Source organism: Paraburkholderia sp. J76, assembly GCF_905220295.1.
Lineage (GTDB): Bacteria > Pseudomonadota > Gammaproteobacteria > Burkholderiales > Burkholderiaceae > Paraburkholderia.
This window is the reverse complement of sequence record NZ_CAJMZJ010000002.1, coordinates 205,510-221,846: the sequence shown is the minus strand read 5'-3', so window position 1 is coordinate 221,846 and position 16,337 is coordinate 205,510. Positions and strand designations below refer to the sequence as shown.

General features: G+C 58.5%; 10 protein-coding genes and 1 pseudogene. All 11 read left to right on the top strand.

Going from position 1 to position 16,337, the window contains the following annotated elements; translation table 11 throughout:
• Positions 1–240 precede the first annotated feature (240 nt).
• Positions 241–753 (top strand): type VI secretion system contractile sheath small subunit, encoded by a 513-nt coding sequence (tssB, locus tag U5768_RS04530; RefSeq protein WP_322029184.1) that lies wholly within the window; start codon positions 241–243, stop codon positions 751–753.
• A 73-nt stretch (positions 754–826) separates the two neighbouring features.
• A complete protein-coding gene (gene tssC / locus U5768_RS04525; RefSeq protein WP_322029575.1) occupies positions 827–2,359 on the top strand; it encodes a type VI secretion system contractile sheath large subunit in 1,533 nt (510 codons plus the stop codon).
• An 83-nt stretch (positions 2,360–2,442) separates the two neighbouring features.
• Positions 2,443–4,760, top strand: a pseudogene (locus U5768_RS04520) (type VI secretion system Vgr family protein).
• Positions 4,757–5,713, top strand: coding sequence for a DUF4123 domain-containing protein (locus tag U5768_RS04515; RefSeq protein WP_322029183.1), 957 nt, complete (start codon positions 4,757–4,759; stop codon positions 5,711–5,713). The pseudogene U5768_RS04520 and the gene U5768_RS04515 overlap by 4 nt, the downstream one beginning before the upstream one ends.
• 66 nt (positions 5,714–5,779) lie before the next feature.
• Positions 5,780–6,574: a hypothetical protein gene (locus U5768_RS04510; protein ID WP_322029182.1), complete on the top strand. Its 795-nt coding sequence runs from the start codon at positions 5,780–5,782 to the stop codon at positions 6,572–6,574.
• 22 nt (positions 6,575–6,596) lie between these two features.
• Positions 6,597–7,370: a hypothetical protein gene (locus U5768_RS04505; protein WP_322029181.1), complete on the top strand. Its 774-nt coding sequence runs from the start codon at positions 6,597–6,599 to the stop codon at positions 7,368–7,370.
• A gap of 32 nt (positions 7,371–7,402) precedes the next feature.
• Positions 7,403–9,634, top strand: a complete 2,232-nt coding sequence (locus U5768_RS04500) for a DUF2235 domain-containing protein (RefSeq protein ID WP_322029180.1) — start codon at positions 7,403–7,405, stop codon at positions 9,632–9,634.
• 51 nt (positions 9,635–9,685) lie between these two features.
• Positions 9,686–9,943: a PAAR domain-containing protein gene (locus U5768_RS04495; protein WP_322029179.1), complete on the top strand. Its 258-nt coding sequence runs from the start codon at positions 9,686–9,688 to the stop codon at positions 9,941–9,943.
• Between the two features lie 2 nt (positions 9,944–9,945).
• A complete protein-coding gene (locus U5768_RS04490; protein ID WP_322029178.1) occupies positions 9,946–11,244 on the top strand; it encodes a hypothetical protein in 1,299 nt (432 codons plus the stop codon).
• Entirely contained in the window at positions 11,222–14,752 is a 3,531-nt protein-coding gene (locus U5768_RS04485; RefSeq protein ID WP_322029177.1) for an ImcF-related family protein, read from the top strand. Before U5768_RS04490 ends, U5768_RS04485 begins: the two co-directional genes overlap by 23 nt.
• Complete coding sequence (gene tssA, locus U5768_RS04480; RefSeq protein WP_322029176.1) at positions 14,749–16,332, top strand: type VI secretion system protein TssA; 1,584 nt, start codon at positions 14,749–14,751, stop codon at positions 16,330–16,332. Before U5768_RS04485 ends, tssA begins: the two co-directional genes overlap by 4 nt.
• Positions 16,333–16,337 lie beyond the last annotated feature (5 nt).

Sequence of the window (16,337 nt, the reverse complement as noted above, 5' to 3'; positions counted from 1 at the left end):
ATGGATTGCTTTATATTTTGAGATAAATGGGAAAATAAATTCTAATTGACGGCATGAAGATATTCATATTTAATGGGTCGTCGCAAATGAGTCGCATGAATGGAGGCCACGCCTTGGGGTGCCGTTAACATAGTTCTCTGCGAGCATGCGTGTGGCGAAGCACAGCACATGCAGCACGCGACACCGCATCGCGACCGTCAAGTTCTGCGGAATCTTGAATCTGAATTATTTAGGTCTACTATGGACAGTTTTCAGCGCGAAATCCCAAAAAGCCGCGTATCTATTACGCTCGACCTTCATACGGGTGGGGCTCAGAAGAAAGTCGAACTGCCGCTCAAACTGCTCGTGGCGGGCGATTTTAGTGCGGGCGCGGAACACGCACCGCTTGCCGAGCGAAAGAAAGTCAACATCGACAAAAATAACTTCGATGCCGTGCTCGGCGACTATGCGCCGAATTTGAAGTTCGGTGTCGAAAATACCTTGTCCGCCGATGGTAGCGAATTGCCCGTGAATCTGTCGTTCCGCTCATTGAAGGACTTTGATCCGGAACAGGTGGCGCGGCAGATTCCCGAACTGCAGGCCTTGCTCGCCATGCGCAACCTGCTACGCGACCTCAAATCGAATCTACTGGATAACGGGACGTTCCGCCGCGAGTTCGAGAAGATCCTGAAGGACAAGCGTCTGTCCGACAAGCTGCGCGGCGAACTGGCGCAGCTTGCCACGGCTGCGACCCAGCCGGAAGGGCATGCCTGAGGGCCGCCGCGCCAAAGCGGCTTTCACCGCCTTTCGCAATCAGCTTGTGTTTCAAAAGCAGACAGGAACAGCAATGAACCAGAATAAAACTAGCCAGGGCGCAACTGAGACCGTTGTGCTCGAAAATGACAGTGTGTATGCCACGCTGTGCAGCAAGATCAACCTCAAACCCGTGGCAGAGGCGCGACCGCTTGAAGCCTTCCGCGATGGCGACATGCTCTCCGAGGCTTCGGCTGACGAGCGTATCGCACGCGGCATGGGCGCGTTTCTCGAGCTGGTGGCGAAGTCGAGCCAGCCGGTCGATCGCCTCGACAAGTCGCTGCTCGACTTCCATATTGGCCAGCTCGATCGCCAGATCAGTCGCCAGCTTGACGCGGTGATGCATGCCCCCGAATTCCAGGCGCTCGAAGGACGCTGGCGCGGCGTCAAGATGCTGGTCGCACGTACCGATTTTCGTCGCAACGCACGCATCGAATTGCTGGACGTTTCGAAGGAGGGGCTACAGCGTGATTTCGAGGACGCACCGGAACTCATCCAGAGCGGTCTCTATCGTCTTACCTACGTCGAAGAATACGACACCCCGGGTGGCCAGCCGGTCAGCGCGCTGATCAGCGATTTCGAGTTTGACAACTCGCCTCAGGATATCGCGCTGCTGCGCAACGTTTCGAAGGTCGCGGCCGCAGCGCACATGCCGTTCATCGGCTCGGTCGGCCCGGCGTTCTTCGGCAAGAAGACGATGGAAGAAGTGGCCGCCATCCAGGACATTGGCAACTACTTCGACCGCGCCGAGTACATCAAGTGGAAGAGCTTCCGCGACACCGACGACGCGCGTTACGTAGGTCTGACCATGCCGCGCGTGCTGGGCCGCTTGCCGTACGGCAAGGATACGGTGCCGGTGCGTGCCTTCAACTACGAAGAAGCGGTGAAGGGCCCGGATCACAACCGGTACCTCTGGGTGAACGCCTCGTTTGCGTTTGCGGCCAACATGACGCGCAGCTTCGTAAACAATGGCTGGTGCGTCCAGATTCGCGGTCCGCAGGCGGGCGGCAAGGTCGAGGACCTGCCGGTCCACTTGTATGATCTCGGGACCGGAGCCCAGCCGAAGATTCCTACGGAGGTGCTGATTCCCGAGACGCGCGAGTTCGAATTCGCGAACCTCGGTTTCATTCCGCTCTCGTTCTACAAGAATCACGACTTTGCCTGCTTCTTCTCAGCCAACTCGACCCAGAAGCCAGCGCTGTACGAGACGAAGGAAGCTACGGCGAACAGCCGCATCAATGCGCGCCTGCCCTATATCTTCCTGCTTTCGCGCATTGCTCACTACCTGAAGCTGATCCAGCGCGAAAACATCGGGACAACGAAGGATCGCCGTCTGCTCGAGCTGGAGCTGAACAACTGGATCAAGGGCCTCGTGACCGAGATGAAGGATCCGGGCGACGAACTCCAGGCTTCGCACCCGCTTCGCGAGGCAAAGGTCACGGTCGAGGACATCGAAGACAACCCGGGCTTCTTCCGCATCAAGCTCTTTATCATCCCGCACTTCCAGGTCGAAGGTATGGACATCGGCCTGTCGCTCGTGTCGCAGATGCCAAAAGCCAAGAGCTGATCTGACGTTTCAAGTACCTGCTGCCAGGGCGCGTTGGGCGCCCTGGCAGTTTTTGCCGTCATGGTGTGTCGGGGAGAATTTCGATGTCGATGGTCATGCCTCTGCAGGCTTATGAATTGAAGCTGGCGCCGCAGCCCGCGCCGTTCTCGATCCTGAAATTTGTTGGCGAAGACAAGGTCAGCCAGCTATACAGGTACGAGATTGAATTCACAAGCCCGACGGCCGGTATCCCGATGGATCAGGTGCTCGGACGACCGGCGCGGTTCGTGATCGATCCCATTGATCCGAATCTCGATGATCTTCGCCGGATGTACGGCGACAACGCAGAGAAGTTCAGCAAGAAGCCGCCGGCGTACACCATTCACGGCATCATCACGAAGTTCGACGAGATGGAAACGTCCGCCGATGAGACGCGCTACCGCGTGCGCTTCGAGCCGAAGCTGGCGGACCTCAATCGCGGTGTGACGAGCCGTCTGTTCCAGAAGCAGTCGGTTCAGGAAATCGTCACCGACACGCTTCGGCACGAAGGCTATCGGGCCGGCGTTGATTTTGTGTTCAATCTGCGCGGTCAGTACAAGCGGCACGAGTATGTCACGCAGTATCACGAGACCATATTCGCGTTTATCCAGCGCATCTGCGCGGAAGAGGGTATCTGGTTTCGCTGGGAGCAGAGGAAGGACTACGCCGTCATGGTGTTCGGTGACGATCTAGACGCGTATTCGCGCAAGCAGCGCACGGTGCCGTATCGTCGCCATTCGGGCCTCGCCAATGCGGGGGCTGATTCACTCAAGACGCTCACGCGGCGTACCCGTCGCGTGCCGGAAGCGGTGCGGTTGCATGATTATAACCATCGTCAGGCGGATGTATCGTTGCTGGTCGAGGAAAACGCAGCGCGAGGCGACACGACAACGAACGCGATCGACTATCACTGGGGCGAACACTACGAGACGCCTGAGGAAGGTCAACACATTGCGCGTTTGCGTCATGAGGCGCATCTTGCAGGCCAGGTGATCTTCACGGGGATGGGCAATCCGTTCTGGCTCGAAGCCGGTGAGGTCATGAAGGTCGATCCGGTTCAGGTTGATGCGAAACACGGGATTTTCATCACTTCGGTGCGATCGCACGGCGCGCGTAACAAGTCGTATCGGGTGACATTCGAGGGTATTCCGTCCGACCGCGTGTGGCGGACGCCGATGGCCGCCGTCAAAGCTCAGATCATCACTGGCATCCTTCCCGCCCGGATTACGTCGCCGGGAAATTACAAGTATTCGTATTTGACCGAGCAGGGCTGGTATGTCGTTAGGTTGCCGTTCGATCTGGACGAATGGAGTCCTGGTGGCACAAGCCGGCCTGTGCGGCTTGCCAAGCCTTATAGCGGCGATAACTATGGCCATCACTTCCCGTTGATCGACTCGGCGGAAGTCGCGCTTGAGTTTACTGCGGGAGACCCTAATCGTCCGATCATCATCGGCGCGATGCACGACAGCTTGCACCCCGATCTTGTCAATAATCTTAACAACACGCGAAATCTTATCCGCACGGCCGCGCAGAATGAGTTGCGGATGGAGGACAAGGAGGGGATTGAGCATATCCACCTGACCACGCCGTTTCAGACTAGTGAGCTTAATCTGGGGCATATGGTTGATGGGGATCGGAAGGAGCGGGGGCGGGGAGCGGAACTGCGTAGTGATGAGCACGTAGCGGCCCGCGGGGCCAAGGGCATGCTTCTGACCGCGGAAGCTCAACCCGGTGCAGCCGGCAAACAGCTTGACATGGCCGCTGCTAGTGAACAGCTGGAACGCGCCATCGCACACATGGAGTCACTCGCCGATGCGGTGAGGGCTGCCGAGGCGACGGTCGCGGAACTGCAAAAGCAGAAGGACTTCTACGCGGAAACGCTCAATGGACTCAAGCGAGCAGCCATTCTGCTTAGTGGGCCGGCTGGTATCGGGACCAAAACCTGATCGCAACAGCGGGAGGCAACTTTGACGTCGGGGTCATGCAGAATTTCACTGTCGCGGCCGCACGTCAGGTGGCGTTGTTCTCACAGGCTCGAGGGATGAAATTCGTAGCCGCGAAACAGGACGTCGTGATGCAGGCTCGCACCGGCGCAATGTCGCTGGCATCGTCGAAGGACATGAATTTTTCCAGTACCGATGGCTCCTTCACTGCCGCTTCGAAAGGGGCCATGACGCTATCGAGCGGCGGAGCTTATATCAAGATCGACAACGGCAACATCGAACTAGGGTGTCCGGGGGACATTCAGCTCAAGTGTGGAAGCTTCAACTGGACTGGCCCCGGCAGTCTACCGCTTTCGCTGCCCGTCATGCCCATTGGGCCGTGCAAGGAATGTCTGATAGACGCCCAACGTGGCGTGGAAGCCATGACGGAGGTCGCATGATGCAAAACGCGGACAATCCGATTTTGACAGATGACATGGAGTCCGCCTGGGAAACGTGGCGGGAGCGTTTGCTGGGGAAATTCGAGCAAATGTCGTACTGCGATGAGATAGCTCAATTGTATCTGCTCGTCGATTCTCGTGCGAACCCGGGCATTGACAAACTTCTACGGCAAGTTCCGCGCCTCGAGTGGGTTTCCCTTTGGCAGGACACGGTCATCGAGTCATACACGGATATCGCGCCGTACCTCGTACAAATTGATCAACTCCCGCTCGGTGACCGCCGGGATATGCAAAGCCGGCTGGTCCAGCGCCTGTATCGTGAGGCGAACAACCTGAACATGTTGACGTGGTTCTGGTCGCCGCTAGCGCTCGCTTCGTTGGGCCGGCATCTGCGCTACCACAGCCAGTATGCAACGCCAGACCAGCGCAAGTACTTCCTGCACATTTACGACAACCGGATCCTGGAACGTTTGAGGGCGATCTGGAGGGAGGATCAGGCACAAGCGTTTGTATCACCCTGCATTGAGATCTGGTATCGCGATCGTGATCTGAATGATGTTATTTGGGCGAACAGCGACGTTGGATCAGCTGTTGTTGCCGACGAGCAGATCCTATCCGCGGAACAACATCAAGACCTGTACCGTTTAGGTCACGCGGACAAGCTCGTTATGCAGCTTCGAGATATGTATGGATCGGCGCTTGACTCCGGCACGGACCGGAACCTCTACCAACTCGTTTGCGTCCAGTTGCAGCGTGCGTCGAAATACCGTGTTACGGATGGGGACGACATCCTGACCTACGTCGCAACAGGCATTGTGATTGCGCCCAGATTCGACGATCACCCCGTGATTCAGGAGCGACTCGGCCGCGCGATGAGCGGTTCGATTTCGTTTCGTGACGCCTTACGTGACATTGAATCTCAGGTACTGCACGAAGCAGCAAGTCTGCAGTGAGGCTGGCTTTTCCATTAATGCGCGGCCTGCCCCTGATGCGAATACAGAAAACGGAGCGATCTCACGATGATCAATCGCACAGTCTGGATGTGGCTGGGACTTGGCTTCGTCGCAGCATTGGCTGTTGCAAAAAGCAACGTGTTTTCATCGGAGCCGGTGTACGGCGGCCTGAGTGTGGAGGGATTCAACTATATGCCCTTGAATCTCAGTGAATTCACGATTCGCGACAGGTACGGTAACACCGCAAGCGGTGGTGGTGATCTCATGCCGGGAGCAGGCGAGGGGAGCTTGAGTTGCTGCTACAAACTGAAGGGAACTGAGTTTACTGTGGAATGGGATGCATATGATGCTGACGAGGCCATAAAGCATATATACGATGGGCCTATAAAAAAGACGCATTACGTAGCAAAATTTAAAATTCCTCCGACGAAGGTTTCGCATCATGTGGGAAAAGTAATTTTGGGAGTTCATTTTTATCCGGACGAGCATGTCGAGGCCGAATTTAGAAGCGATCTTGGAGGAACCCGGATAGATTACGGCGAAGTGTGGGGTTGGCTCATGGACACGAAAAAGTCGTTAATTGATCCCGAGGTTTTCAATGACGAAATGGTGTATGCGGCTAATTTTAGAAAATTTTCGAAGATTATGGCTGATGCGTGGCTGAAGTATGGTTTCACAAATAGCGGGGATCTTGAGCAATATTGTTACTTCTTTTTGCTCAACAAGGATTTCGAAAAAAACCTCTCGGTCAAGAAAATTCTCGCGTCCGCAAAGGCAACACCTGGCGCATTCGGGAGGGCGATGCAGGCCTTGCCTGCGTCTGTCGTCCAGGAAATAAAGGCCCAGAAAAATCTAGTTTAGACGCGCTCTCGAGGTCCGTGAAATGGCGAATTTTCGTGTTTGGAAGTGGCTGGGACTTGGCCTGATGGCAGCACTGGCGGTTGCGAAGTGCAATGTGTTCTCTGCCGAGCCGGTGTACAGCGGTCTGAGTGTTGAAGGATTCAACTATATACCCTTGAATCTCAGTGAATTTACTATCCGTGACAAGTACGGCAACAGCGCGAGCGGTGGCGGTGATCTCCCGCCTGGCAGTGGAGAGGGGAGCCTGAGTTGCTGCTATAAACTGAAGGGAACTAAATTTACTGTCGAATGGAATGCGTACGATGCCGACGAAGCTATAAAGAATATCTATGCTCCCCTCAAGGAGATTCATCATGTAGCGAACGTCACGATGAAACCAGTCAAGATAAGGATGAAGCCGGGCAGAGTTGTTCTGGCCGCACATTTCTACCCTGATAACCACGTTGAGTTCGAACTGCGAACGGACTTTCACGGCAGCCGGATCGACTATTCTGAGGTCAAGTACTTGTTGCTGGAGAAACATGGAACTCTGGTAAATCCAGATGACGATGATGAATTCGTCATCCTTCGCCGTGTCGCGAAAATTTCCGCAGAAGGGTGGAAAAAGTACGGGCTGACGGATAGCACGGATCTGGAACAGTACTGTTACTTATATCTGATCAACAAGGATTTCGACCAGAACCCTTCGATCCAAAAAATTCTGGAATCCACGAAGGCAACGCCTGGTGCATTCGGAAAGGCGATACAGGCACTCCCTGCGTCTGTCGTCCGCGAAATCAACGCTGCCAAAGCTTAGATTTTTTCAGAATATTTTTAGTGAGATCGATCATGGGTAAAGAAGTTCAGCTGGATCCGGCGGACAAAACACCGGTGGAAGTTAAGCGGGCACTTGCATTAAGTCAGATTGCGTATCCGAAGGATCAGTGCATTCCTTGTGGTGCGGTGGTTCATATAGGCTTCTTTTTTGATGGATTTGGGCGTAGCCGGGACCTTGATGACAGGACGACGTCAAGATATTCCAATATCTGTCGCCTGTGGGAAGCGCATCGAGATAACAAGGATGATCGTCGCCATAGTACGCCAAACCACTTCTGGTATAGATTCTATTATTCCGGACTCGGGACACCACTTAACGACGATGCCAAAGGCGAACAGCTCAAAAATCTTGGCGAAAAGACGTTAAAGGAAAGTGCGAAATTCGCTGGAGCGAAAGCGACCGATCTGGTTAAGAAGGTTGCCGGCATTGACAAGATCACTGACGTCAAGCCGACGGATGCCACCCAGAAGGAACTCAAGAACGCCTTGACTGATTACTCATTCCGGCCCGTAGTCAAGGTATTCAACGAGATGGTCGATAAGAGCAGTCACAACATCGGGCGAGCACTTACGATAGCTCGCGACAACCGCTGGGTTCGCCGCGGACGCGCAGCGAGCCGCGCGCTGCTTTTCGACGTGGCCGAAAATCCGATGAAAATCGGCGAGGATATTGCCAAGGACGTATTTGTTGGCGTTTTGCTGGACTCCATCCCGTGGTGCCGGGATAGCCGTGCGGCGGCACGCCTTTTTGGCACAGGCGTTGAGGACAGGATAGCAGCAGCGAAAGCGCAATTAGAGGAGGCCGTCAAAGAGGTCAAGCTGAAGATGCCAAAGATCCAGCGGATTCAGGTGTCCATCTTTGGCGCTGACCGTGGATGTGTGATTGCGCGTGCATTCGCGAACGAGATCAATGAAAAATACGAGTTGGCCAAAGACGGCGCCCTTGCATTCAGCGATCCGGAAATTACCAACGGCACGCCGATTCCGATCACGATCAAGTTCATGGGATTGCTCGATGCGGTTTCATCGCTGATGCAGGAAAACAAACTGCTGAGCATGGTGCCGGTGGTTGGCATGATCAAGCAGAATTTCAGCGACCAGCATCTTGCCGTGCCGGAATCGGTTGAGCGCTGCGTGCATTTTGCGGCGGCCCACGAATTGCGGTTCTGCCAGCGGCTGGACAGCCTGGAGAAGACCCGCGGAGTCCAGTACCTGTATCCTGGCACGAGTGAGGACATTACGGGTGGCTCGCCTGCGGGCACACTGGGCGCGCGCGCTGAACTGCAGCGGGTTGTGCTGCGTGACATGCTGAACGAGGCATTCTCATCCGGGGCGGTTGTCGATTGTATGGAAGATATGGCTAGGGCGAAGCCCGGTACCTTCCAGAAGTTCACCCTCGCCAGTCCCATCAAAACTGGCAACGAAAGCTACAAGATCTGGGATCTCATCGGTGCCTACCGCGAGATGGTGCCTTACACCGCACGCCTGAATTTCATCGACCACATGCAGGTTTTTCTGCGCTGGATGGCTACGCGCTACCAATCGCCGGCCTTCCGCGAAACGATCACCAGCCAGTTCGATACGCTCGACGCGAGGCATCGGCAGGACCTTGCGGCTCTGAAGAATGCACAGGCGGCGGAGGCGGCGGCGAGAGCACCGGGTGTCGACGCTGGGACGTGGGCGGCGGCGCAGGCTCGGGCTCTCGATGCGCAGCAACAGGAAATTGCGTCGTTCAAGCCCGCATTCGACGCAAAGCAGCGTCCCGTCGTCGGCATCTGGGACCGCATCCAGAGTGAATCGGACGAAATGATCAAGCGCGAAGCCGGACAAACGGCATTGCGTCAAGCGGCCAACCAGTTGCAGGACCAGATTGCAAAAGGCACTGTCCAGCCGTGGGGCACTGACCGTTCGCAGGCTCTCGACATGATTCAGGCGGACATGATGTCGGTCGATCAGCAAACGCTCGTGCAAGCCTGGAAGACCGGGCTAGAGGGGACAAATCCGCTCCCGGCCAAGGTAATGGCGCTTTTTGACCTGCTGGTTCACGACACGATGCTAACGAGCTGGCACGACCATCTCCTTTCTTCGACGCTCTATTTCCAGACGCGAGCGACCGATGCCTTCGGCACGACGGATTTCGTCAAGGACGAAAAGAAGCGGGTTCTGAAAGAGAAGGTCAACAATCAGGCAAGCAAGGCGAGCGCCACCATGAACGCGGGTGAGCGCGCCCCGGGCATGATCTAAAGCTTGTTTTCGTATTCAACCCGGTCCGACGGACCAACAGGGAGCATCAACGTGGCAGGCATCATTCGAGTGGGAGACGGCCATACTGGCGAAGGGGTGGTCACTGGCGGTTCGGGAAAATGCTTCTTCATGGGGCGCGCAGTTGCGCGACTTTTCGACCCTGTTACCTGTCCGAAGCATGGCGACAATCGCATCGCCACGGCAACCTCCGGCGCTTTCGACGACGGCGTGGAGGTTGCACAGCACAACGATCTTTGCGAATGCGGTTGCAGATTGATTTCGTCGCTGCCGAATAGTGGGCGTCGATAGTCATGGCTCTCGATTTCTCGAACCTTCCACCGGAGAAGCCTGATCCGGAGCCCCCGTCCCGATTCGTCTGGACAGTGGTGTTCTTCGTCCTGACGTTGATCGGTGTGTTTGCTGCGTTTCTGCTTTGGCCTGCGGGCGAGCCCACGAATACTCCGTGGTTCTGGACGGCCATAACTGTTTTTCCGGTCGGCTTCGGCGCCTTCGTGGTCAATCGGCGCTATAGCGTCTATGAAGGGCGTCGGCTCGATGTAAAGGAGTGGAATAAGGCCAGCAAGGAGTACATCGAGCGGGAATTCGATCGAGAAAGTATTCCCGTTCTTGTTCTGGGTTCATCTATCCACGTAACGGGGGTTGATGGGGCGGCCGATTTTGCGAAAATTGCCGACGGTTCGCTCACGCTTGGTGCACAGACATCCGTTCACGAGGAAAGCGAGTCGGTATCGGCGCGATGGCTGGATCTGCTGGAAGCGCGACTCGCGGCTAACGATGCCGAACGTCATGCAATAGTCCTGGAGTGGCTGTTCGACCAGATATTGACGGATTTGGCAACACCCTTGGCCGCGCTTCCTGTCGAACTCGGATTGCGTGTCCGGCTCGAACTGTCGGGGTATATCGGCGAAATCGATGCACTCAGGCTGTGGAAGGATAGATGGCAGGCCCACAAGCGTAGTGCGGTGCAATTATCGCTAGCCGAAGGAACGAGCGAGTTGATGGCGGTGGATACCTGGCTTGACGAGCAGAATGGATTGCTGAGCACGCACGCAGTCCTGCTCGTTTCGATTGCATTGAGCACTATGCTCGACGCCAATCCTCCTCACGGCTCAACTGAGGCGGGCGTTGCCCTTCTGCTGGCATCTGCTGCAATTGCTGAAAGACACAAGCTGAATCCAGCCGCAGCGATTCACCGTCCTGTTCGATCCGACCAAGCCGATCTCGACCATGCGCTGACAACCAGTTTACGTTGGGGCAACGCTGGAGTGCGGCAAGTCGGTTCAGCCTGGATGACGGGATTCGACGGGGAATCAGTAGGACCACTGCACGCGTCGCTGATTCACATAGGTGAGAAGGCGCCACGTGAGGACGCGCTACCTGAATTCGACCTTGATCGTAGCGCGGGGAACGCTGGGCCATCTGCCGCGTGGCTTGCGGTTGCCTGTGCCGCTCAGGCGGCAGCCACAACCGCAAGGCCGCAGCTAGTTGCACAGCGTCTGGCAGACCATACGGTTCTCTCCGTCGTGGCTGCAAGTGATGAGACTTCAATAAGAAAACATCTTCCGCATGAACCGGAAATTCAAACTTGACCTTCTTGGGGCCATACTATTCGTTGTCTTGCCCGGACTGCTCGTCTGGAACAAGCCTGGCTGGGTTGGCATTGCGCCGGCTGACCGAGGGGTGGTCATTGCATTACTGTGTGTTGTATTCATTCTGCTCCTGCTGGTCTTCAGTTTCGAAGATTCATCTCGACCTGCAGTTGCGTGGCGAGCGGTAAAGAAGTGGGTTTCAGACCACGCGCGCCCTTGGGCGTCAGACACGGGAACCGCGAAATCCGGCGAATCTGGCAGTCGTTGCGCCCAGTTGACGCAGCAATTGGCAGATCGGTACGGTCGGCGCTGGCGCTATCGTGATCGCTGGATCGTCGTGGCTGGGGATTTGCCTCTCGTTAAACGTCTGGCGCCGGGTCTTGTCGACACCGGTTACGCGCTCACGGGGAATACCGTTCTGCTCTATGCCCGGCAGACGAGCACCACCATCGATACCGACTGGCTTGACCAGATTCGCAGAATGCGCCGCCGGCCGGTTGACGCCATCGTCGCAGTCACGCGCAACCGCATCTCGAACAAATCGCCGTTCGACAACGACGAACCGGGCCAGCGCCTCGCACGCCACGCCCGCGCACTGCGCTGGGCAGCACCCGCCTACCTGCTGAACGTCACGGATTTCGGCACCGAGCCGACAGGCCCGGATGAGGCTATCGGCTTCACCTGGTCGAGCGCCCGCGCTAATGCAAGCGATATTGACGCGTCACTCGATAACCTCACCCGCACGCTCGCCGACGTTGGCGTTGCGCGCCTTGCCGCGGACAACAGCGATCGTTATCCAGCCGAGCTTTCCCAGCATATAGAAGGCGTTAGCGGCGCGTTGTCAGCACTCGTCCTGCACACGGCCGAACGCTGGCGCTATGCTGTGCACGGCCTCCTGTTCGCACAGCTTTTCAAGGCGCGGGAACTGGCACCCCCAACGGACAAGCAAAAGAGCGACGGCAAGGACGACGAAGAGGAGCACATCGACCCCCAGCACCTCACGATCTGGCAAACCATCGCGGACCACAGTCGCAAGGTACATGGCCGTCGCGTCGGTTTTTCATTTTCGACGACCGCCGCGTGGATCGCGACAGCCGCCGTTGGCCTCTGGACAGTAGGCACCATGGTGTCGGGTTTCTCGAATCGCGCAACGATCACCGCCGCCAATAACACGATCACAAAACTCGCTGGCCCGCAGAACCCCACGCAGGCAATACAAACGTTGGACAGCCTCGACAAACAGATCGATACGCTCGAAGTGCGTCAACGCGAAGGCGCGCCATGGCCAACACGTTTTGGCCTGAATCAGGACAGCACGCTGCTGGCCGCACTCAGGCCCGGTTATGCCGATGCCGCGGGCCGCATCCTCGTGAGCCCGATCCGTCAGAAGCTCGAGGACCGACTGCGCCAACTCGCTTCCATGTCCGACGAGGAAATCGCGAGCGGAGGCAGCGCGCAGGCACAGGCCGCGTACGACACGCTCAAGGCCTATCTGATGCTCGCGAAACCCGAGCGGGCAGCGGCTTCCTTCCTGACGCCGCAGCTCCTCGCGACCGCCGTTCCGGCACGTCCGTTCAACTCGCCGGTTACATCGGGGACATGGGACGATCTGCGTCAGCACACCATCGCGTTCCTGGCGAATCACATCGGCCCGCAAACGCCAACCGGCGGCCTTGCGCTTGCCATTACGGCAGATAGCGCCCTGGTCGCGGCGACGCGCCAGACGATCATCGGCGTGCGCGGCATCCAGAATTCGACGGATGCCGTCTACCAGCAGATCCTCGACGACGCCAAACCAAAATACCCGCCCGTATCGCTGGCCACACTGCTCGGCGATACCACGGGTCGCGGTCTTTTCAATACGACTCAGACAATCCCGGGCATCTTCACGCGCGACGCCTGGGAGCAGCGCATTTCGAAGGCGATCGACGAGGCGAGCGCGCAGGGTAACGTAGCTGGCGACTGGGTGCTCTCGGACGTGAAATCCGGCAACCAGGCGCCGTCGAGCCTGAAAGCCGAATTGCGCCAACGCTATTTCGACGACTACGCGCGCGCGTGGGAACTGTTCCTCAATAGTTTGCGCTGGCAATCAGCCCCCACACTGTCGGCCACTGCCGACCAGCTCACGCTTCTCGGCGACCCGCAGCGCTCACCACTGGTCGCGCTCATGAACGCGGTCGTGTATCAGGCGGGTGCGGGCGCAACGACCCAGTCGCTTTCAGATTCCCTGATCAGCAAGGCGCAACAGCTTGTCGGCGCCAATGAAAAGGATCCGTCGAAACAGGCGCAACCTCAGCTCGCCCCACTCGCAGTCGCATTCGGTCCGATCCTTCGTTTGACGGGCAGCGACCTCGTCACTGGCGCGCCCGCACAAACCGGCAAGGCCGCCGCGCAAATGGCCTCTACTGCGGACCTCAGTCTTGCGCGTTATCTCGAACGGGTCACATCGATGCGTCTGAAGCTGCAACAAATGGCGAACAGCGCCGACACCGAGGCGATGGCGCGCGTAGCAGCGCAGTCCGTGCTACAGGGCAAGACGTCCGACATCGCGGACAGCCGCGATTACGCGAGCCGTGTTGCCGCCAGTCTCGGCGAGCAATGGGCGGGCTTCGGCCAGATGCTGCAGGCTCCGCTGAACCAGACCTGGCAGGCCGTTGTACAGCCTGCGGCGGCTAGCCTGAATGACATCTGGCGCAATTCGATCGTGGCTGACTGGAACGAGGCTTTCGGCGGCCGCTATCCATTCGCGGACTCGGACAACGACGCGTCCATACCCGACATGGTTCGCTTCATGCGCCCGGACAATGGCGTGATTGCGCAGTTCGTCGCGACGCAACTGGCTGGCATCGTCGAGCGTCAGGGAGACCGGTGGGTGGCCGCGCAAGGTGCGGATCACGGCGCGCTCATGCTCGATCCAGGGTTCCTCGACGGCTTGAACCGTCTGTTGCGAGTCGGGATCGTGCTATTTCCCGCTGGCGACGCGCATATCCGGTTTGATCTGCGCGGCGTCGCGACACCCGGCATTACGGACATGCGGATTGTGTTCTCGAACAACGAATTGCACTACTTCAACCAGCGGGAAGAATGGGCGGCGTTCGAATGGCCCGGTCAGTCGCTGGATAACCTGTCCCACATCGAATGGCAGACGGAGCAGGGCGGCTTGCGCACGGCGCTCGACGCGCAGGGGCGTTTCGGACCCATCCGTTTGCTGGAGCGTGCGAAGGTGTCCCAGCAGGACAATGCCCGCTATCTGCTGACGTGGACACCGGACTCGAGTCAAGGCATCCCGCTCAAGGTCCAGCTACGCAGCGACGGCAGTGCGGGTCCGCTTGGCGTGTTGCAGCTACGCCATTTCACGCTGCCCGCCCGGATCTTTTCGGGTAGCGGCGCGAAGGCGGGTCCCCGAGTCGCCGCGAGCAGTCCTCCGCCGTTGCCGCCAGCGGCTCTCGCCGCGGCAAAACAGGCAGCCATGCCATTGCCGCACGGTTCCGTGCCGGAGGCCCAATGAAACTCGGCGAACTGTTCAGAAGTCTTTTCCCGGCGCGCGAGAATGCCGGCGAACTCGTCCGCGCGCGCCTCGATGCATGGGCGCCGTGGTTGCAGCCGCTCGCGGGTGAGACCGGCGTTGGTCGCGATCCCGGTTACGAGGATGCATTCTTCGCCCTCAAGGACGAGGCGAGCAAGCTCTCGGATATCGACGAGAGTTTGATCGTGCGGTCCTGCGAGCAGCTTTTGAAGGAGACCGGCAAGGATCTGCGTCTTGCGGGTTATTACGCGGTTGCGCGGCTGCGCCAGGATGGACCGGCGGGCTTCGCGGACGGGCTGGAGCTTGCCGCCGCGCTCATCGACCGTTTTGGCGATGCGGTGTTGCCCGCGCGCGCCGAGGCGAAGAGGGGCGCGCTCGAAATGCTGGCAACCACGCGCGTAATGGAACTCCTCGACAGCCGCGGCGAATTCGCGTCTGACGACCTCGAGCGCGCGCTCGCCGCACTCGACGTACTGGTGACGCTCACGGGCGCCTGGCCCGAAGCGGCGCGACCCAACCTGCAACCGCTTGTCTCGCGCTTCGAGCGCAAGAGCGGTTCGGATTCTGGCGAAGAGGCGATTTCGGCGCCCCCGCCGTCCGCTGCGGGGACCCCATCGACCGGAACGATCGCGTCGACACGCGATCTGCTTGATCAGGCCCGTACGATGGCGATGTGGCTGCACGACCAGGAAAATGGCTATCTGCCGTCGGCGCGGCTGGTGCGCACCGTGCGCTGGGATACGTTGCACGAGGTGCCGCCATCGAATGCCGCGTCGCACACGCGGCTCACGGCTCCGCGCGCCGAATTGCGTCAGCAGATGAAGCGGCTCGTGCTGCAAAAACAGTGGAATGAGCTGCTGGAACGTGTCGAGGGCACGTTCATGGAAGGGGTCAATCATCTCTGGTTCGATCTGCAGTTTTTCCAGCATACGGCTCTCGACCACCTGGGCGCGCCCTACAGCGCGTGGCGTGAGTTGCTGCGTGCAGACTTCGCGCTCTTCCTCGAGCGGTTGCCCGGGATCGAGCGGTTGTCGTTCAGCGACGGCACGCCGTTCGCCGACGATACGACGCTCGAATGGATTGCGCGTCACGCCGTGGTGCGCGACCTCGAAGCGGGAGAGGGCGTCGCGCCCCTGCCGGTATCCGCGGACAGCACGCAGGAGAGCGCCGGCGACTGGCCGGAGATCGAGGCGCAGGCGCGGGACCTAGCCGTGCGCGAGGGCATTGAAGCCGCGTTCGCGTGGCTCGAAGCGCTGCCGGGCATGAGGACCGAGCGTCACCGCTATCTGCAGCGGTTCGTGATGGCGCGTCTCGCCGATCACGCAGGGCGCGCGGATACGGCCGTAGCGTTGCTGGTCGAGCTGGATACCGCCGCACAATCCCTGCCGCTCGTGCGCTGGGAGCCTTCTCTCGTGTTCGAGCTCAAGTCCCAGCTATTACGTGCGCTCAAAGCGGCAAGCAACCGCAAGGACGCCGACAAGCCCGCGCTCACACGCCGTATCGGTGAGTTGCAGGCAGAACTGGTCCGGCTCGACCCGGCCCGCGCGCTGACGATCGCGTGACTCTC

Bases quoted from the DNA above. Each gene is read 5' to 3' on its own strand.
- U5768_RS04510 (WP_322029182.1), top strand. From the start codon at position 5,780: ATGATCAATCGCACAGTCTGGATGTGGCTGGGACTTGGCTTCGTCGCA.
- U5768_RS04515 (WP_322029183.1), top strand. From the start codon at position 4,757: ATGATGCAAAACGCGGACAATCCGATTTTGACAGATGACATGGAGTCC.
- tssA (WP_322029176.1), top strand. From the start codon at position 14,749: ATGAAACTCGGCGAACTGTTCAGAAGTCTTTTCCCGGCGCGCGAGAAT.
- tssC (WP_322029575.1), top strand. From the start codon at position 827: ATGAACCAGAATAAAACTAGCCAGGGCGCAACTGAGACCGTTGTGCTC.
- U5768_RS04485 (WP_322029177.1), top strand. From the start codon at position 11,222: ATGAACCGGAAATTCAAACTTGACCTTCTTGGGGCCATACTATTCGTT.
- tssB (WP_322029184.1), top strand. From the start codon at position 241: ATGGACAGTTTTCAGCGCGAAATCCCAAAAAGCCGCGTATCTATTACG.
- U5768_RS04500 (WP_322029180.1), top strand. From the start codon at position 7,403: ATGGGTAAAGAAGTTCAGCTGGATCCGGCGGACAAAACACCGGTGGAA.
- U5768_RS04505 (WP_322029181.1), top strand. From the start codon at position 6,597: ATGGCGAATTTTCGTGTTTGGAAGTGGCTGGGACTTGGCCTGATGGCA.
- U5768_RS04490 (WP_322029178.1), top strand. From the start codon at position 9,946: ATGGCTCTCGATTTCTCGAACCTTCCACCGGAGAAGCCTGATCCGGAG.